General features: G+C 57.8%; 13 protein-coding genes. 4 read left to right on the top strand and 9 right to left on the bottom strand.

Annotated elements, in window-relative coordinates:
* Window positions 1-123: 123 nt before the first annotated feature.
* Window positions 124-870, top strand: a complete 747-nt coding sequence (locus tag BA177_RS01735) for an IclR family transcriptional regulator (RefSeq protein ID WP_068612192.1) — start codon at window positions 124-126, stop codon at window positions 868-870.
* Between the two features lie 15 nt (window positions 871-885).
* Here BA177_RS01735 and BA177_RS01730 read toward each other — a convergent pair whose 3' ends face one another.
* Window positions 886-3,030 carry a hypothetical protein gene (locus BA177_RS01730; RefSeq protein WP_156762651.1) on the bottom strand — a complete coding sequence of 715 codons (2,145 nt, stop codon included), beginning with the start codon at window positions 3,028-3,030 and terminating at the stop codon, window positions 886-888.
* A 443-nt stretch (window positions 3,031-3,473) separates the two neighbouring features.
* On the opposite strand from BA177_RS01730, the gene BA177_RS01725 reads away from it, so the two are divergent.
* A complete protein-coding gene (locus tag BA177_RS01725; protein WP_231892537.1) occupies window positions 3,474-5,840 on the top strand; it encodes an esterase-like activity of phytase family protein in 2,367 nt (788 codons plus the stop codon).
* A 152-nt stretch (window positions 5,841-5,992) separates the two neighbouring features.
* Here the strand turns inward: BA177_RS01725 and BA177_RS01720 are convergent, their stop codons facing one another.
* The 7 genes from BA177_RS01720 to BA177_RS01690 form a co-directional block, all read right to left on the bottom strand.
* Entirely contained in the window at window positions 5,993-8,401 is a 2,409-nt protein-coding gene (locus tag BA177_RS01720; protein WP_082989772.1) for a copper-transporting P-type ATPase, read from the bottom strand.
* Between the two features lie 20 nt (window positions 8,402-8,421).
* Entirely contained in the window at window positions 8,422-8,817 is a 396-nt protein-coding gene (cueR, locus tag BA177_RS01715; RefSeq protein WP_068612186.1) for a Cu(I)-responsive transcriptional regulator, read from the bottom strand.
* Between the two features lie 195 nt (window positions 8,818-9,012).
* Window positions 9,013-12,138 (bottom strand): efflux RND transporter permease subunit, encoded by a 3,126-nt coding sequence (locus BA177_RS01710; RefSeq protein ID WP_068612184.1) that lies wholly within the window; start codon window positions 12,136-12,138, stop codon window positions 9,013-9,015.
* Window positions 12,135-13,607, bottom strand: a complete 1,473-nt coding sequence (locus BA177_RS01705) for an efflux RND transporter periplasmic adaptor subunit (RefSeq protein ID WP_197493274.1) — start codon at window positions 13,605-13,607, stop codon at window positions 12,135-12,137. Before BA177_RS01705 ends, BA177_RS01710 begins: the two co-directional genes overlap by 4 nt.
* 8 nt (window positions 13,608-13,615) lie before the next feature.
* Window positions 13,616-14,938, bottom strand: a complete 1,323-nt coding sequence (locus BA177_RS01700; protein WP_082989771.1) for a TolC family protein — start codon at window positions 14,936-14,938, stop codon at window positions 13,616-13,618.
* Between the two features lie 56 nt (window positions 14,939-14,994).
* Entirely contained in the window at window positions 14,995-15,462 is a 468-nt protein-coding gene (locus BA177_RS01695) for a hypothetical protein (RefSeq protein ID WP_068612178.1), read from the bottom strand.
* A 518-nt stretch (window positions 15,463-15,980) separates the two neighbouring features.
* Window positions 15,981-16,586 carry a glutathione S-transferase family protein gene (locus tag BA177_RS01690; protein ID WP_068612176.1) on the bottom strand — a complete coding sequence of 202 codons (606 nt, stop codon included), beginning with the start codon at window positions 16,584-16,586 and terminating at the stop codon, window positions 15,981-15,983.
* 113 nt (window positions 16,587-16,699) lie between these two features.
* Here BA177_RS01690 and BA177_RS01685 point away from each other — a divergent pair, with 113 nt between their 5' ends.
* Both BA177_RS01685 and BA177_RS01680 read left to right on the top strand, forming a co-directional pair.
* On the top strand, window positions 16,700-17,425 hold the full coding sequence (locus tag BA177_RS01685) for a helix-turn-helix transcriptional regulator (protein WP_068612174.1): 726 nt from the start codon (window positions 16,700-16,702) through the stop codon (window positions 17,423-17,425).
* 237 nt (window positions 17,426-17,662) lie between these two features.
* Window positions 17,663-18,295, top strand: coding sequence for a TetR/AcrR family transcriptional regulator (locus BA177_RS01680; protein ID WP_068612172.1), 633 nt, complete (start codon window positions 17,663-17,665; stop codon window positions 18,293-18,295).
* A 15-nt stretch (window positions 18,296-18,310) separates the two neighbouring features.
* Here the strand turns inward: BA177_RS01680 and BA177_RS01675 are convergent, their stop codons facing one another.
* Window positions 18,311-19,705: an aminotransferase gene (locus tag BA177_RS01675; protein ID WP_068612170.1), complete on the bottom strand. Its 1,395-nt coding sequence runs from the start codon at window positions 19,703-19,705 to the stop codon at window positions 18,311-18,313.
* Between the last annotated feature and the right edge of the window lie 7 nt (window positions 19,706-19,712).

Below are 19,712 nucleotides of genomic sequence, written 5' to 3'. Positions count from 1 at the left end.
GAGGGGAAACAACCGCCTCTGGCCTCTTGACAAGTTCCATATATGGAACTAAGTTTCTTTTTTGATGTTGCTTTATCACTCTGCGCGCTGCCTTTGTCAAGCGCCTCGCGAGGACCCCAGGTTATGAGCGCCTTAAGCAAAGGATTCCAGATTATCGACGCCGTGACTTCCGCAGGCACCGCCGGCCTGCCGTTCGCCGCCATCGTCGAAACCACCGGCCTGCCAAAGGCCAGTACTCATCGATTGCTCCACGAACTCTGCGAACTTTCCGCACTCTCACTGGACGCGCAAACACGTCACTACCGCGGCGGACTGCTGCTCGCGCGCATTGGCGCATCCGTAACCACGAACTACGACCTGCGACTTGCCGCACGTCCGTTTTTGCAAGCACTGCATGACCAGTTCGGTCATGTTGCTACGCTCGGGATACTTAGCGATGACTCCGGCGTATACATCGACAAAATCGAAGCGAGCAGTTTTGGATTGCGCCTGCACTCGGAGGTCGGCAAGTCGTTCCCTTTGCATTGCACGGCGATGGGCAAGGTCTTTCTGAGTCTGGCGGACACCGCCACCGTGCGACGGGTCATCAGCCGCAAGCTGGAGGCGCACACGCCAAACACCATTACCGATCCGAAAAAACTGCGCCTCGAGCTGAGGCAGATTCGAGCCGACGGCTACGCCGTGGACAACGAAGAAATTACCCGCGGGTTTGTGTGCGTTGCCGCACCTATTCTGGGCATCGACGGCGAAGTAGCCGGAGCCATGAGCTGCACATTCCCGAGCTACGTGATGGAAGAGCGCGGCATACAAGCAGAAATCGACGCCGTGCGAGGATTCGCCGCACAGGCATCATTGGGTTCGCGCTCGTAACGCAGACCGTATTGGCTATTGCCTTACCTGGTAGTTCGCATCGAACGGCGGCAACTCAAGGATGCGCCGATTGTAGTTGAGGTTATCCAGCATCGTCGCTTTGATGTAGGCGTAGCGCGGGTCACCCTGCAGCACGGCAAATTCGGGGTATGTGATGTCAGGATCCGTCGCCGATGAAAGACCTTCATCAGCGGCCTCTTTCAGTCCGGCAAGCGCGCCCTCGACGTCGCCCAGCATGGCAAGGTAGGAAGCCTGGCCAAGCGTGTACAAGGTATTGTCAACGCCATTGCTCTCCAGCACGTTCATCCAGGAGTCCACCAGTTGTAGCGCTTCGTCTGCCCGGGCGTCGTTGCCCGTGCGACGATACGCCAGCGCGACCTGAATCATCAAACTGTAACCGGCGTCATCGCCCGGGTTTTCGTCTGCAAACGCCTGCAGTCCCGGCCAGCGTTCCTCGATGTAGTCAACCAGTTCCTTGTCCCGGTTTTCCCGAACCAGCATGAAGAACAGGGAATAAGGCTCGCCACCACGAGCGTGCTCGTAAGCCAGCGCAATGGCCTCTTCCTTGCGGCCGACCTGGTACAGGGCATCAGGCCGGAAGTAGATCGAGCCCTCATTCAGCGCGCGCTCTGCCTGCCCGGTGTCCATCAGACCGTAACTGAGATACAGCTGCTCCACACCGCTCAATTCACCGAGCTTCGCCGACTCCTCAAGTTGCTGCAGACCCCTGCCCGTTTCTCCGGCGTATAAGTAGCTGGTAGCACGTGCCAGAAACAGACTGGAATGATCAGGGTCAAAGGCTTCAATGCGCTGCAGCAATTTATCTGCTTCGTCACTCAGCCCATAGGCATGAAACATCTGCATGGCGTTACTGAAGGCGGGCCGGTACAGCGGATCTCGTTCCACGATATCCCGCAGGATGTTCAGCGCACTGCGCATCTGTCCGGCATTACGCAAAGAGATTTGCAGCCAGTTGCTCGCGTCAATCATGTTCGGGTTGATTTCGAGTGCTTTGACCAATGCATCCGTCGCCAACTCACTATCTCTGTCGTAGTAGAGCCCCAATCCGGCCCAGGCCTCCGCCGACTCCGGCCAGAGACGCAGTGCTTCATCAATGTATCGTTTACCGCGGCGACGTGCTTCCTGATGCGGAATGTCACCGTATTGTTGATCGGATGACAACATGGTCGCTATGCCGCGCTGCGCATAGGCAGGTGCATAATTCTCATCCTGACGAATGGCCTCATCGAGTTCTGCTATCGCCAGCTTGATCTCGTTACGTTCGCGCGCGTAAATGCGTTGTTTTGCACGCAAGTACAATTCGTACACTTCGGGAGTCGTGCGCATGGCCTCGGCCAGCACTTCTTCCGCGCCGACCAGGTGCGATTTGAGCTGCTTTAATATCTCGTTCGCGATCTCATCCTGAATGGCAAACACGTCGGTCAGTTCACGATCGTAGGTTTCCGACCACAGGTGAAAGCCGTTGTCGACCTGGATGAGCTGGGCGGTGATCCTGACTTTTGCACCCGACTTCCGTACCGAACCTTCAAGAATGTGCTGTACGCCAAGTGAATCGCCAATCCGGCGCAGATCGTCGTTCTGCCCCTTGAACGCAAAAGAGGAAGTGCGGCCCGCCACTTTCAACTCTTTGACCGAGGCCAGCGAGTTAAGAATTTCCTCGGTGATACCGTCAGAGAAAAACTCCTGCTCAACATCAGAACTCATGTTGACGAACGGCAGCACGGCGATGGAGCGGTCGCGCTCCACCTCAATCGCCGCCGCTACCGGCGCAACGTCCGCCGGCGCTGTGACCGCCGGCCGCATCTGCCGCTCCACCAGTAGCAACACAACAGCCAGCACCAGAAAGCTGGTTATAACGTAATTCAGTTTGCGGGCGGTGGCGCCGGCAATGGAGTCTGAGCGGTCTACGTCAGACTCTTTCTTGAGGCCCTCCGGCGTCATCTCAAACGCCCAGGCAAAGACCAAAGCGGGAATCAGGCCGACAAGCAGGATGACAAGAACCAGTTTTGGCGCCCAGGCAGGGAGGTCGAGCACTGCCGAAATGACGTCGACGACCTGCAGCAACACCCAGGAAGCGACAAGGTAGGCAATCCCTACCCGGAAGACATTACGGCGCTTGAGCTCTTGAAAAACGGACACTGGATTTCCCTGCCGGATTCTTATTTTTGTGCGGCGATGTTACCAATTTCAGGGCTACTCTGCCGCTCTAATCCGTGGCTACGACTCGCGGCTCGCCGGCTGGTCGCGTCTTTTGAGCCAAACAGACGCGCACCATCTCGGTGCCGCGGCCTGGCTCGCCGTTGCCGTCTCAAAATCTGCGCCCGGTGTCAGCAGGGAAACCGGCCGCTGCCAACTTGCCAACTTCACGCGAGAACCGCTGTGATCCAATCAACCCGGGTTCTGCGTGGATTGAGGTTTGTGACCAACGCGGGCGCATGCCGCTCGCAATTGCCGGCGTCGACAGCGCACAAGCCTGTCGTAAAACTGCCTGCAAGAAAATGGCAATACAACCTTAAACGGTTCGTCATCAAGCAGGCTTACGGTCGAAAGCTCGCTCTTTCAAATCCCAGGAGACCAGCTTGATGCGACCCATCACATCGGTACTGCTGTCTGTTGCTGTCACGTTATGCGTGAGTGCAACAGTACACGCCGGCCAGAAAGCCAACGACAATCGAGGCTACAACGGCCACCACGACCGCTACAGCCATGACCGCGGGCATAGCTCGAAGAACATGAGCTTTCAACGGATAGCGACCGTCCCGAACTACGTCAACAATGACGAAATCGGGGACTCGACGGTTTCAGAAATCATTGCCGCAACCAAAGACGGCAAGACGCTGGTCTACACAGACGCCTCGACGGAATCCGTCGGTTTCATACACATCAGCAACCCCCGGCAGCCGGTCTCTTTCGGCACGTTGAATGTCGGCGGTGAACCGACCTCAGTCGACATCCTCGGCAACCAGTTTGCCCTCGTCGCGGTCAACACGAGCCCCGACCTGCTTGCCCCAAGCGGCCAGCTGCACGTTGTCGATATCGCGCAGCGGAACATTGTCGCGACCCACGAACTCGGCGGACAACCTGATTCGCTGAAAGTCAGCCCTGATGGCAAGTACGCTGCAATCGTCATCGAGAACGAACGCGACGAAGATATTGAAGTCAACGGTGAAGAAGGCGGTTTGCCGCAGCTGCCGGCAGGCTTTCTGCTGATCGTGGATATTGATGGCAAGCCTGCTGACTGGAACATCCGGCAGGTTGATCTGAGCGGATTGTCCCTGTACGCGCCTGCAGACCCGGAACCGGAATTTGTCGACATCAATGCCAATAACGAAGCCGCGGTGTCACTGCAGGAGAACAATCACCTGGCGATCGTCGATCTGGCAACGGGTGCCGTCACCAGCCATTTCTCGATGGGCACAGTCGATCTGTACAACGTCGATAACAATGAAGACGGCCTGATTTCCCTGACCGACTCCATTGCAGGCGTACCTCGCGAGCCAGACGCGATCAGCTGGATAGAGTTGCCGGACGGCAGCTACCGGATTGCGACAGCCAATGAAGGTGACTTGTTCGGTGGCAGCCGCGGCTTCTCCGTATTCGACCGGCAAGGCAGCATCGTGTACGACAGTGGCAACGAGTTCGAGAAGATTGCGGTTGCCCACGGGCACTACCCGGAGGACCGCTCCGAGAACAAGGGCGCAGAACCGGAATCGGTTGAGTTCGGCCGCTATGGCCGTACCGATTACCTGTTTGTCGGTTCAGAACGAGGCAGTTTTGTCGCTGTTTATGAACTGAACAAGAAAGGCGAACCGAGCTTCCGACAGGTCCTGCCCGCGCCGCTGGGACCGGAAGGCGTACTGGCTATTCCTGATCGCGGTTTGTTGATTGCCTCGGGCGAGGAAGACGACCCACCGTATGGTGTGCGTTCAAGTGTCATGATCTATGAACTCCAGCGCGGCAAAGCGGATTACCCGCAACTGGTTTCCGGTCCGAATGCAGAAGGCTTGCCCATCGGCTGGTCTGCCCTGTCCGGCATGGTTGCCAAGCCATGGAGTCGGAAGAACGAGCTGCTCGCAGTCTGGGATTCCTACTACAGCGAAGGTCGCGTGTTCACCATTGATGCATCCCAAGAGCCTGCCGTCATTACGAACGAGCTGCCAATCGTCGGCAACACGGTGGACATGGATAGCGAGGGCATCGCCGTTGCTCCGGATGGCACCTACTGGATCGCCAGCGAAGGAAACGCAACGGATACCCGGCCGAACACCTTGTTTCAGGTAGACCCGCAAACCGGATTGGTTATTCGCGAAGTTGGTCTGCCGGAAAATATCCTCGCCTGTCGTGCCGCCAGCACAACGCGCGGCACCTTAGGCTCCGGCTTTGAAGGCGTAGCCGTCAAGCGAGAGTGGTGGCGGGGGTACAAGCTTCTTGTTGCCCAGCAACGCGGCTGGAACTACACGACACCGGAGTGCGAGGCTTTGGACGATGACCCGGACGGCCTTGACCCGGCAGAACCTGCGCAGACCCGTATCTGGATTTTCGATCCCCGCACCGGCGAATGGGACCACATTGCTTACGAGCTGGAAGACATAGGCGAGAATGCCAGCTGGGTAGGGTTGTCGGAAATTACCCAGGTTGGCGATGGCTCCTACCTGATCATCGAACGTGACAACCGCACCGGGGACTTCACGGAACTGAAGACCCTGGTCCGGGTACCGCTGCGGGCGGCTTACGATGGCGTGATCGAAAAGCATGAGAAAGCCGTATTCGACTTGCTGCCGGCAATGCAGCGATCCAACGGCTGGATTACCGACAAGCCGGAAGGCGTTGCCGTGACCCGCAATGGTCAGGTTTTCCTCGTAACGGACAATGATGGTGTTGAGGACTGGTCCGGGGAAACGTCGTTTCTGAATCTTGGACGGGTCTGGAAGCTGTTCAAGCGCCGATAATTTCCAACGCACCAACATGTGAAGTGAAATGCAGCGGAGCGCTGACAACGCTCCGCTGCTATTTTTTTTGACCGGGTTGTTGGTCCCTCCGGCACTTTCGCCTGGATTGCCATCACGGTGTTTGATACCGACGCTTGTCCCGCAAACGGCCATCAGATTTTCAGATTCCTCAGGCGCAACGCATTGCCGATGACGGAGACCGAACTCAGACTCATCGCCGCTGCGGCCAGCATCGGGCTGAGTAACAAACCGAATACCGGGTAGAGCACACCGGCAGCAATCGGGATTCCGGCGGTGTTGTACGCGAAGGCGAAGAACAGGTTCTGACGGATGTTGCGCATCGTCGCCTGACTGAGGACCCGGGCCTTCGCGACACCCAGCAGATCGCCGCGGACCAGGGTCACGCCGGCACTTTCCATCGCCACATCGGTACCCGTTCCCATCGCAATACCAACATCGGCCTGCGCCAGCGCCGGCGCATCGTTAATGCCGTCACCGGCCATTGCGACTATCGCGCCGCTGGCCTGCAACTCCCGCACAACGCGATTCTTGTCTTCCGGCGAAACGTCCGCGTGCACTTCGTCGATGCCGGTCTGCCGTGCCACGGCCTCCGCCGTTGCGCGGCTGTCGCCTGTCAGCATGACAACCCTCAAGCCCGCTTTGTGCAGCAGGGCAATGGCTTCATGCGTTGTACTCTTGATGGGGTCAGCAACGCCCATGAGTCCTGCAGGCCGGCCATCCACTGCGACAAACACGACCGTCTTTCCGTCACGCCGATGCTCTGCCGCGGTATCAGCCAGCAGCGAGTCGTGCGCACCCAGTCGGTTCATGTACTTACTATTACCGATTGCAACTACTTCATCGCCAACGCGGGCTTGCACGCCTTCTCCCGTGACGGACTCGAAATCTCGAGCAGTTTCAACGCGAAGTGAACGGGCTTCAGCAGCTGCCAGGATCGCTTGTGCAAGCGGGTGTTCGCTCGCATTTTCCACTGCCGCTGCGAGGCTCAGCAGACGCTCGTCCGTATAAGCTTCGGCAGGTTCGATCAGTACCAGCGCAGGTTTGCCTTCCGTCAATGTGCCGGTTTTGTCTATGACGATCGTGTCGACCTTCTCCAGCGTTTCGAGTGCCTCGGCATTCTTGATCAGAATGCCGTTCTGCGCGCCTTTGCCCGTACCGACCATGATCGACATCGGCGTCGCCAGTCCGAGCGCACAGGGACAGGCAATAATCAGCACCGCGACTGCGTTGACGATGGCATAGGCCATTGCCGGCGCCGGGCCCCAGATCGTCCAGACGACTAACGTTAACAACGCCGCGATAACCACGGCAGGCACAAACCACGATGCTACCTGGTCGGCGAGTTTTTGAATGGGTGCTCTACTGCGTTGCGCCTCGGCAACCATGCGTACGATTTGGGACAGCACGGTGTCGTCACCCACCTGCGTTACTGTCATCACGAAACTGCCAGTGCCATTGACCGTGCCACCGATCAGTTTGTCGCCTTCCTGCTTTTCAACAGGAAGCGGTTCGCCACTGATCATGGATTCGTCGACGGCACTGCGCCCGTCTTTCACACTGCCATCGACAGGTACTTTCTCGCCCGGCCGTACTCGCAGCTGATCGCCGATCGACAGCTCATCAAGCGACACTTCTTTCTCGCTGCCATCGGCATTAACTCGGCGCGCTGTCGGCGGCGCGAGTTCGAGCAAAGCGCGGATTGCGCCGGAAGTCTGGCTGCGCGCTTTCAGTTCAAGTACCTGGCCCAAGAGCACGAGGGTCGTGATCACTGCTGCCGCCTCGTAATACACCGCGACTTCGCCAAACGCGTTACGGAAAGCGGATGGAAAAACACCCGGCACTACCGTTGCCACCAGCGAGTACACGAACGCCACGCTAACGCCGAGCGCTATCAGTGTGAACATGTTCAGGTTCATGGTTCGCAGCGACTGCCAGCCGCGCACAAAGAACGGCCAGCCACCCCACAACACCACGGGGGTTGCCAGTACGAACTGACCCCACTGCCGCCAGGCGACCGGCACCAGGTGTTCAAGCGGCTGACCCGGGATCATGTCACCCATCGCGTAGATAAACAGGGGCAGAGTCAGGATCGTGCTGACCCAGAACCTCCGCGTCATATCGTCGAGTTCGCTGGTGTCCTCTTCCGCGGTGACCATGACCGGCTCAAGCGCCATGCCACAGATCGGGCAGCTTCCAGGTTCGTCCTCCATAATCTCGGGGTGCATCGGACAGGTGTACTGTTTCTTCTTGCCGGCCGGGGTTTTCTTCTCCAAAGCCATACCGCACTTCGGGCAACTGCCGGGCTTGTCGGACTCAACTTCCGGGTGCATGGGGCAGGTGTATTTCGCGCTGGTTGCCGCGAGGAAATTCTTCTCCAGCGCCATGCCGCACTCCGGGCAACTGGCGGGTGCATCCGCCCCAACTTCCGGGTGCATCGGGCACGTGTACGGCGCACTGGTCGGCGCCGCCGAATGTTTGTTCAGTGCCGTGCCATGTTTGTGGCAGTTGCCGACGGTTTCCGATTCATTCTTGGGGTGCATAGGTCAGCTCCAAAGTGTGTTCATTGGGCGTTCTTTTCCAGCTCTTCGAGGATAGGGCATTCGGGGCGGTTGCTTCGGTGACAACGATCCGCCAGATCCGTCAGCGCGCTTACCATCGCCTGCAGCTCACTGATCTTGCCGTTCAGCTCATCAATGTGCGCGTATGCGATCTTTCGGACAGATGCATTGCTGCGCTCCTTGTCGTGCCAAAGCTCCAGCAACGTCGAGATTTGCGGCATCGAAAAGCCCAGTCGCCGGGCGCTGCGGATGAACCGCAAGGTATGAATATCGGCGGCCTCATACAGCCGATAGCCCGCATCGTTGCGGCCAGTGGCAGGTAACAGCCCGATTTCCTCGTAGTAGCGAATGCGTTTCGCCGATAAACCTGTAGCGGCGGCGGCCTGACTGATCTTCATCGCGTCATTCCTCGTTTGTTGCCAATGCTTCTTAAGCACGAACAGATCGTAGACCTTCCCATCGTGGGAAGGTCAAGCTCTTTCTTGCACAGCCGGACTCAGCGGTGTCGCGGGTCAAAGAAGTGCGGACGAATGTCGAAAGTGGACGAGTCCGTGATCGTCAGCAACATCGGCTAACCCACTCTTTGCCATCCATTATCCTCGCGCCAGTGATCGCTCTCGCCACAGCAAGAACAGCGCAGGTATAACGATCAAGGTCAGAACCGTCGCGCTGACCATGCCACCAATCATCGGCGCTGCAATACGACGCATCACCTCCGCGCCCGTGCCATTGCCAAACATGATCGGTAACAGGCCTGCGATGATGGCGGCAACCGTCATCATGATGGGCCGCACACGCAGAACAGCGCCGTCAATGACTGCCTGACGCACGTCGTCGCGAGTTAGCTTTCGCCGCTCAGCAGTAGCAAGTGCTGCGTGTTTCCTGATCGCCTGATTCAGATAGACCAGCATGACCACGCCGATCTCAACGGCTACACCGGCCAGTGCGATAAAGCCGACGCCAACCGCAACCGACAGATCGTAGTCGAACAGGTAGAGCAGCCAGATACCGCCGACGAGCGCCATCGGCAAAGTTCCGAGAATAATCGCAACTTCCGCAAAACGACGGAAGTTCAGGAACAACAACAGCGCAATAATCGCCAGCGTGACCGGCGCAACGAGTGACAGTCGCTGCTTGGCGCGAACCATGTATTCGTACTGACCAGACCACGACAACGAATAGCCCGCAGGTAACGAAAATTGATCGTTCACTGTGCGCTGCGCCGCCGCAACATAGGACCCCAGATCGCGGTCCGCAATATCCACGTAAGTCCAGCCGTTCAATCGTGCGTTTTCGCTTTTTATGATCGGCGGTCCGTCAACAACCCGCACATTGGCGACGTCAGCTAAAGCAATGCGCGCACCTTGCGGCGTAACGATGGGCAGCAGGCGTAATTGCTCCAACGAATTCCGAACGCGTTGCGGGTAGCGCAAGTTAACTGGGTAGCGTTCCCGCCCTTCGATTGTCTGGGTGATGTTCATGCCACCGATCGCCGTACGCACGATGTCCTGAATGTCGTTAATGTTGAGGCCATAGCGCGATGCGCGCTGCCTGTCGATATCGACATCAACGTAGCGACCACCGGCAACCCGCTCTGAGTACACGGACGCCGTGCCGGGGACATCGGCAAGCACTTGCTCAAGATCTTTACCTATTTGTTGAATTACGCTGAGGTCAGGGCCCGCTACTTTGATACCCACCGGCGTCTTGATGCCGGTTGCCAGCATGTCGATGCGAGTCTTGATCGGCATAACCCAGGCATTGGTCAGGCCCGGATAGTTGACGATGCGATTCAGTTCGGCATGCAGGTCATCCATCGTCATGCCGTCGCGCCATTCTTCGGCAGGCTTGAACTGAATAACGGTCTCGATCATCGTCAACGGCGCCGGGTCAGTCGCGGTTTCCGCCCGGCCGATTTTGCCGAATACACTTTTCACTTCCGGCAGCGTACGAATCATCTTGTCGGTCTGCTGCAATATCTCGCGAGCTTTGTCGATGGAGATTCCGGGGTAGGTCGTGGGCATGTACATCAGATCGCCTTCATCCAGTGGCGGCATGAACTCCGAACCCAGTTTCGTCGCCGGCCAAAAACCAATCAACAGCACGAGCCCCGCTAACGCCAATGTGATTCTCGGAAAGCGCATAACCCAATGGATAACCGGCTGGTAGATGGCAACCAGCCCGCGATTAATGGGGTTTTTGTGTTCCGGTGTTACGTTGCCGCGGATGAAATAGCCCATCAGCACAGGGACCAGCGTGATCGACAGTATCGCCGCAGCCGCCATTGCGTAAGTCTTGGTGAACGCAAGCGGTGCGAACATCCGCCCTTCCTGAGCTTCGAGTGTGAACACCGGCAGAAAGCTCAGCGTGATAATAATCAGCGAAAAGAACAGGGGCGGGCCCACTTCACTCGCTGCTTCACCCACCACTCGCCAGCGATTCTCAGCGGTCAACGGTTCGCGTTCGATGTGCTTGTGCATGTTCTCAACCATCACGATCGCGGCGTCGACCATGGCCCCGATCGCAATAGCGATACCACCAAGCGACATGATGTTGGCGTTCAACCCCTGCAAACGCATGACAATAAACGCGGCCAGGATTCCGACCGGCAGGCTCAGAATGATCACCGCTGAAGAACGCAGATGAAACAAGAACACAGCGCAGACCAGCGCAACGACCAGAAATTCTTCGATCAGCTTGCCTTGCAATGTATCCACTGCACGGTCGATCAATGCCGAACGGTCGTACGTTGTGACTATCTCAACGCCGTCGGGCAGACTTTGCTGTAGCATCGCCAGACGTTCTTTCACGGCCTCGATCGTTTTCGACGCATTCTCGCCCCAGCGCATCACAACGACGCCACCAACCACCTCACCTTCGCCGTTCAGCTCGGCGATGCCGCGACGCATTTGCGGCCCCATGCGTAATTCCGCGATATCGGATAGCACTATTGGCGTGCCATTCACGTCAACTCCGAGCGGAATTTGGGCGAGGTCGTCCAGGTTTTCCAGGTAGCCCGAAGAGCGCACCATGTACTCAGCCTCGCCCATCTCTATCACCGAACCACCGGCCTCCTGATTGCCCGACTGAATGGCCGCCCTGACTCTGGCGAGTGTCATGCCGTAGGCACGCAGCTTGTCCGGTTCGACGACCACCTGGTATTGGCGAACCATGCCGCCGATCGTCGCGACCTCGGCTACACCGGGCACCGTTTGCAACTCGTACTTCAGGAACCAGTCCTGAAGACTGCGCAGTTCGGATAAATCGTGCTTGCCGCTACGGTCGACCAACGCGTACTCGAAAACCCAGCCAACGCCTGTGGCATCGGGGCCCAGCGCTGGCTTTGCGCTCTCCGGCAGTTGCCCGGCGACCTGACTCAGGTATTCCAGTACGCGCGAGCGCGCCCAGTACAGGTCAGTACCATCTTCAAATATGACGTACACGTAGGAGTCGCCGAAGAATGAATAGCCGCGCACAGTGACGGCCTTCGGCACGGACAACATAGCCGTCGTCAATGGGTAGGTCACCTGGTCCTCGACAACCTGCGGGGCCTGCCCCGGGTACGACGTTTTTACGATGACCTGAACGTCGGACAAGTCCGGTAACGCGTCGACCGGTGTTTCTTTTAGCGAGTAGATTCCGCCCGCAACCAGCATGGCGGTAGCGACTAACACCAGAATGCGGTTGTCGATCGACCAGCGAATGAGCGCAGAGATCATCGCTGCGACTCTTCTTTGTCAGCAGCGTGATCCATCGACATGCCCTCATGTTCACTGTGATCCTGTGATTCGTGTTCGGCTGAAATTCTGTGCTCAGCATCGCACTCTAACGACACGTCGTAATGCTCACTGTGATTTTCTGGCACCTGTTCATCTGAAACTCCGCGATCAGCGCCGTGATTCATCGACATGCCGTGATGACCACTGTGATCCTGCGGCGCCGGTTCGGAAGGCATTGCATGACCGGCGTGGTCATCAGTCGTCACCGCATTGTCAGCAGGCCCCAAACGGGCCAGCGCCGACTCGATGTTCGATTCGGAATCAATAAGGAACTGACCGGACGTCACCACCGAATCATCAGCACTCAAGCCCGAAAGAATCTCCACCCTATCGCCCGCCTCTATACCCACTTCGACGGGTTGTGCCCTGAACTTCCCGTCCGGCAGAGCAAGAACAACGCGATTCGTTTCACCGCCACGAATCAACGCCTCGCGAGGCACATGCACGACTGGCGAGGTAGGAGTGCCATAAATCATGACCCTCGCAAACATATTGGGGCGCAGAGTCTCGCCCGCATTGTCGAAGCGCAGCCGAGCTTTCACCGTGCGAGTGCCCGAATCAAGCTCAGGGTAGATGTAATCAACCTCACCCGTTAGACGCACACCGGGGAGATAATCGAGCTCAACTTCCGCTTTCTGCCCTTCCTTAAGCCAGGCCGATTGCCGTTCAAAGACTTCAACCAGCACCCACACCCGATCAAGATTTGCGATCGACATCACATCCATCGATGGCGTGACGTAAATGCCTTCACGCACACCCAGGTGCGCAACGACACCGTCGGAATGGGCCAGCACCTGCAACCGCTGCTTTACACTGCGCTCGCGATCAAGCCGCTCGATCTCGTCTGCTGCCACGCCAAGTGCAGCCAGACGTTCACGAGAAGCCTCGTGCAATGCAGAATTCCGACTCTTCAATGCGGCGAGGTATTCCTCCTGTGCATTTACCAGCGTGGGTGAATAGAGGGCGAACAGCACCTGCCCGCGCTGAACCCGGTCGCCACTTGCCTTGATCGACAATTCTTCGATCCAGCCATCGACGCGGGTATGCACGTGATGCACCGTGTCCTCGTCGTAGCCAACGTAGCCGACGGTTTCGATACGCCGCGACAGGGGACTCAATTCCGCAGAGGCAGTACGAATACCGAGGTTGTTGACGATTCGTGGATCAATGGACACAACGCCAGCGTCCTCGCTCGCTGCATCAACGGCATAAACCGGTACCAGGTCCATTCCCATAGGCGATTTGCCGGGAGCATCACGCCGGAAACTGGCATCCATCGGAGCCTGCCAATACAACACTTCTTTCTCCGCTGTATCGGAGCCTGCTGGAGTATCAGTGCTGGCCGGCCACCAGCGACCGAGCGCGACTCCCACTGCCAGCACGGCAGCGATTGCAATTACAGTAGGCACTGTGAATTTCATCGCTGCAATCCCCCGAGGTTTGCGAGCACGGCGTAACTTTGCGCGCGATCAGTCTGAATACGCAGGTAGTCGAGCTGGGTGTTCAGGTCATCGATTAAGCCGCGCAATACGTCGGCAAAATCGCCAGCATCGCTTTGGTAAGCAGCCAGTGCTGCATTGGCCTGATCCTTTGATTGAATCAGGATCTTTCGCTCGTATAGATCAAGGCGGCGTGACAATTCCTGCCAACGCTGGTACTCGCCTCCGAGTTGGCTTGCGAGACGGCGATAAAGTGCCTCGCGGGATTCGACAGCGCTGCGGCGTTCGCCGAGCGCAGCGGCCAGCGAGCGGTCCTGGCGGTTCTTGCGAAACACCGGCAGATCGACGGTCACGGAAAGAGAAACGAAATCTGATCGGGGTTGCCCGCTCGGCAGCGAGCCCTCGCGATACCCGTAGCCGAGATCCAGCGCCCACCCGGGCTTGAAACGTTCTTTAGCAATATCAATGTCGGCGAGGCGCGCATTTATCTGTGAATCGACAGCGCGCAATGCCGGATGGTTGGCCAGTTCATCTTGCAACCTTTCAATCGCAGGAACGCGGCTCCACGCCGGCAATTCTGACGCAACAGCTCGATCGGCATCGGCACCAAGCCACTCCGACAACGCCGCTCGTGCAGTGCCGGCTTGCCGCTGAAAGTCGATCAAACGATCATCGAGCCGACTCAACTCGAGGTCCGCACGCAATACATCCTGCTGGTCCTTTTTGCCAACGGCGTACAACGACCGCGTGACAGTCACCAGGTCATCAAAGTATCGGCGCGACTCTTTGGCAGTCGCGGTTGCGTGTTGCCAGTAGTACACATCAAGCCATGCGCCACGAACCATCGACAGCACATCGCGACCACGAGCTTCGGCGTTCTGCTCCATTTCCGCTGCAAGAGACTGGAATCTCTGCGCACTGAATACCCGCGACTTGCCGGCTGGGAACGACTGCCGCAACCCAAGCTGCGCCTGAGTCATAGCTTCAGTACTGAAGCCACCGGCCTCAACCGGGAAGTTCGCGAGGCCGATGCGCAGCGTCGGGTCCGGCAACTGGCCAGCTACGACCGCCTGTTCCTGAAGAGCATCGGCGCGAGCCAGGTACGCCGCCTGCCCCGGTTCCTGACGTAACGCCAGCTCCTCGGCCTCAGTCAGCGTAAGAGGCGGGAGCTCTTGCGCGTAGATCGGCGCGAGCGCCACAAAAACAAAAAGCAACAGCGCAGCATTCAAGGCAGTCGCAAGACGGCAGCCTGAAAATGCGGGCTTATTCTGGTGGGAGTTTTCCCAACAACGTAACAACATCTGAACAATCTCCTTCGGGTGTCACCGACAAATACCGGTTTCGCGCGAAGGGATCGCTATTTCAGATAGACGCAGTAAAGAATGTTGAGTGGGGTGGTTGCGCCAAGGGGCGGACTTCGGGTTCGATGCCAGCCAGCCGCATCCGCCGTGCGCAGAGTCGCCACACTCGGGAGCGCGGGGTGAATCGCGATGACGAGGTCACTCGGCGAATCTTTGGGTTCGAGCTTGAGCGTACGACCGTCATGGTTGAGCTCATCAGTGACGTTGCAATCGGTCGCACTGCTTGCACACGGCATCGCGTCTTCCATGCCATCGTGATCTGCTACGGCATGTCCGGACATATCATGACCCGCATGCGCGTCAGCCTGAGACGGCGGGCAATGCGGACAATCAGGCTCGGGTACACCGCCGAATGCCATGGCACACGGAGCCAGGGCCAGGTTGAGCCACGCCACGACGAACACGGCCAACGCGTTGCGCGCGCTGGGTTTGCGTGTTCGTCGATTGTAGGCGGCTGGGGTCAAGCGGGTTCTTCCTGTGTGCCTGGTTAAGCGTAGTCAACGTCATTGTCGCCCAATCCGTGGGCAGCAATAACGCATCGCTACGATCAACCAAGCCTACACCGTTGCCAAGGGTTAAAGTCAAGGGTCACGTTCGCAGTTTGGCGGAAATAGCAGAACGACGCGTGATGGTCCTGCTTTTTCGTTGATAGACGCACGGGAGGGCCCGGCTGGCCGCCCTCCGGGATGACGAATCAATAGCTCTGCCACAAATTCTTTTGCCTCGCATCGCGAGTTCAATGTTCGCTATCGAGTTCCGCTCGCCGATTTTCCGCTTTTGGCCTCTGCGGAGAAAATACTGTGAAACTGCCGGCCTCTTGCAGTGACCTACTCTAACGAAGTTCCCTGCTTTCTCGCACCGGACTGGACTGATACCGGCAACGTCAATTTGGTCATTCCTGACTCCCGCTAAAGCCCGAGCAACGGCAATGTATTCAACAACACGTTCAATCGCGCTCACCAGGCAAGCGATGACCCATCTACTAGCTAGGCAGCGATCTGGCGAACCCTGGAATCAACGACAGACGTTGGTACCACGCTTCTACCACGGGGTGAGCCATCGCCATCTCCGCGAGCAACAGCTGGGTGAGATTCGAGCCGACCGACAAATCCGCGATAGTGGGCCCGTTACCTGCGAGATAGGGGCTGCTGGATAACGTGCCAGCAAGGATCTCGGCGAGCTCCGCTAATTGAGATTCACCGCTGGCGATCACCGCCGCATCGGCGCCGGCACCCATGAACACCCTGTTGTATACGATATCGGTCACTGGCGGGGCCAAGCGGCACTGATTCCAGTCCAGCCATTGATCCACAATCGCCCGCGTTTCGGGGTCGGTCGGGTACCAGTCGACCAGCGCATACTTGTTGCACACGTAGCGCAGGATCGCATTCGACTCGTGGATTGTCAGTGTGCCGTCGACCAGGGTGGGCACCTGTCGGTTGGCATTCACCGTCCGGTATGCGGCCCGCAGGTGCGCCCCTTCGTTCAGCGCAACGTGCTGAATGGAATACGGTATGGCGGCCTCATCAAGCAGCGCGGTGACGCGACGTGCGTGCTGGGAGAATGCGTGATGATAAAGCGTGAGCATGGCGGGCATTCCTGGGCAGGTGGGAACACGCGTAGCATCCGCCACCCCTCCTGACAGCGTGTTGTCAGGAGGCTGTCAGTACGCTACACAGTGCTGAACTACGGAGTGACGTCATGCGCAGAGCCGACCGGCTGTTTCGAATCGTCGAGTGTCTAAAGGCACGCCAAAGAGCCGTGACGGCCGGCAGCCTGGCCGCCGAACTGGAGGTTAGTGTCCGCACGGTCTATCGGGACATCGCCGACCTGTGCGCTGCCAATGTGCCGATCATCGGTGAAGCGGGCATAGGCTACGTTCTGGATCGTGCCTACACTGTCCGACCGCTGGTCTTCGACGTTGAAGAGCTGGACGCGCTGGCTCTCGGGGCGCAAATGGTCGGCAGCTGGGGGGACCGCGATATTGCACGGGCAGCGCAACGCGCGATCGATAAGATCACGGCAGTGCTGCCGGCGCCGTTACGTGCCGAAATTCTGCAAACCGCCCTGTTCTCACCGCCCAGTCGGGCGAAGGCAACGATTACGATTGACTTCGCATCACTGCGACACGCCATTCGAACGCGCAATAAAGTCGCGTTTCACTACCAGGCACTGAGCGGCGCGAAGACCGTACGCACGGTCCGGCCACTGTGCCTCGCCTTTTTCGGACCGGTCTGGCTGCTCGCGAGCTGGTGCGAAGCGCGTCAGGACTTCAGAAACTTCCGGCTCGACCTTATGAGCCAGCTGGACATTCTTGCGGAACATTTTGTTGACGAGAAAGGCAAACGACTCATTGATTACCAGCGCCGCCAGGTTAAAGAAGCGACCGGCGAGCCGTGCGAGCAAACTGCAACGCGACAGCCGTGACTGCAGCCGACCTTGTCAGCTTCCAAAGCCGAGCATCTTGCGGCACCAGCGACTATCAGGCGCATCGTAGCGTGTCTATTACCGATCGCGACAAGGACAGGTGTGCGCTGCCGACTCCCCAGCGCCTGCACATTTGACGGCGGCTTCGTCACTAACTTGCTAGTATGGGCCGGTCGAATACCGGCAAACAACCTGCGATCAGCTTCGCAATGGTCTCAAGAACTGCGGCAGAGTCAGATGGGAAAAGAAAAGACTACCGGGGTCGTTCGCACCGAGTTGACCAGCAAGGGAAGCCGGCGGGTTAATCAAATTCTTGAGGCATCGTCTGCCATCATTGCCAAGAACGGTTTTCGCGCGCTGAACAAGCGCAGCGTTGCCAGCTGGCTCAATATCAGTGACGGCAATGTCAGCTATTATTTTCCAACCAAGGAATCCTTGTGGCTGGCAGTCATCGACCATGAATTGTCCGAATATTACCGACGGCATCATCCCGAGTCGGAGGTAGACGAGAATGATCCGCAGGCGGCGTTCGACGACTACGTCAGTCGCTGGATAGACGAGTACCAGGACCCGACCGTGCGGGTATTTTTCTCGCAGATCATTTCGGTGGCGGAATCCAGCAGTCGCATCGCCAGCAAACGCGATGAAATCTATGAGTCCTTTACCGAAGCGCTACTGGGCTTTGCCCGCCGGCTTGAACCTGACGTCCAGGCAAAGGAGCTGGAGCGACGCGTGCTGACCGCCATTGCTGTTCTCGAAGGCCTGCACACCGTTTCGGCGTTCAGGCCCACGCTGTTCGCTGATGATTCACGGTACAAGCGGCGAATTGTTTCGCTGGTCAACTCGATCGTGCGCGGTGACGTTAACTGAACGCTGCGTGATCTCTCAGCCGCGCACACCAAACTCATCGCTGGCTGCATCGAGAGCAGCGACCAAGCGATCGATAAGAATGTTGATCTCGTCGTTGCTGCAGACGAAAGGCGGCGCTGAGATAATCGAATCACCGACCGCTCTCACCATCAGCCCACTCTCTATCGCGCAGTCCCTGGCAAATTGCGCGCCGCTCCCATCCGGTCCAAGACGCTCTTTCGAATCCTTGTTTTTCACCAACTCGAATGCCGCGAGCATTCCCTGTGTGCGGACCTCACCAACAATCGCGTGCTCCGATAATTCCTGGCAGCGCTGCCGGAAATAGGGACCAAGGTGTTGCCGGGTGTGCTCCAGAATTCCGGAATCGCGCAACAACGCGATCGTTGCGATGCCTGCAGCGCAGGCGGCGGGGTGACCGCTGTAGGTGAAACCGTGCGCGAATTCGCCATCGCTGGTGGTAATGACATTCGCCACTTTGTCGCTAACCGCGACGCCGCCTAGTGGCTGAAAGCCATTGCTGACGCCCTTCGCAAAGGTGATCAAATCCGGCTTCATCCCGTACGTTTCGCAGCCGAACCAATTGCCGGTGCGACCGAACCCGCAAATGACTTCGTCACTGATCAGCAGGATATCGCGCTCGTCACAAATGCGCTGGATCTCCGGCCAGTAGCTTGTCGGCGGCACAATGACGCCGCCTGCTCCCTGGATGGGCTCGGCAATGAATGCAGCCACATTCTCTTCGCCCAGTTCATCGATCTTGGCCTCAAGCGCACGAGCCGCGATCAGACCGTACTCTTCGGGCGTATTCGAGCCGCCATTCTCGAACCAGTACGGCTGCTCAATGTGCTCGACGTAGGTCAGGCCGGTAATCTGCTTGTGCATGGCAGACATACCACCGAGGCTGGAAGCGGCGATGGTGCTGCCATGGTAGGCATTCTTGCGACTGATAAAGATTCTTTTCTGCGGCTTTTCCAGGATATCGAAGTAGCGGTGCACGAGTCGTATGTTCGTATCGTTCGCTTCTGATCCCGAATTGGTAAAGAAGAAACGATTGAAGCCCGACGGCATTACATCCGCCAGTTCGGCAGCCAGCGTGATCGCTGCTTCGTTCGAACAATTGAAGAAACTGTTGTAATAAGGCAGCGTCTGCAACTGCTCCGTTATTGCGGCAACAATAGTTGGTTGGCTGTAACCGAGATTGCAACACCACAATCCCGACATACCATCCATGATTTTTTTGTCGGTCGCGTCAAAGATGTAAATGTGTTCCGCGCGTGAAACTACACGACCGCCTTTGTTCGCGTATTGCTGCAAGTCCGTAAACGGATGCAGATGGTGCAGCCGGTCGAGATTGTGCAGTTTGTTGGCGCCATCGGCAGTTGCCGGCTGTAGCGGCTTGCGGTTGGTCATGATAGTT

It is taken from the genome of Woeseia oceani (assembly GCF_001677435.1).
Lineage (GTDB): Bacteria > Pseudomonadota > Gammaproteobacteria > Steroidobacterales > Woeseiaceae > Woeseia > Woeseia oceani.
This window is presented reverse-complemented; position numbering and strand designations above follow the sequence as displayed.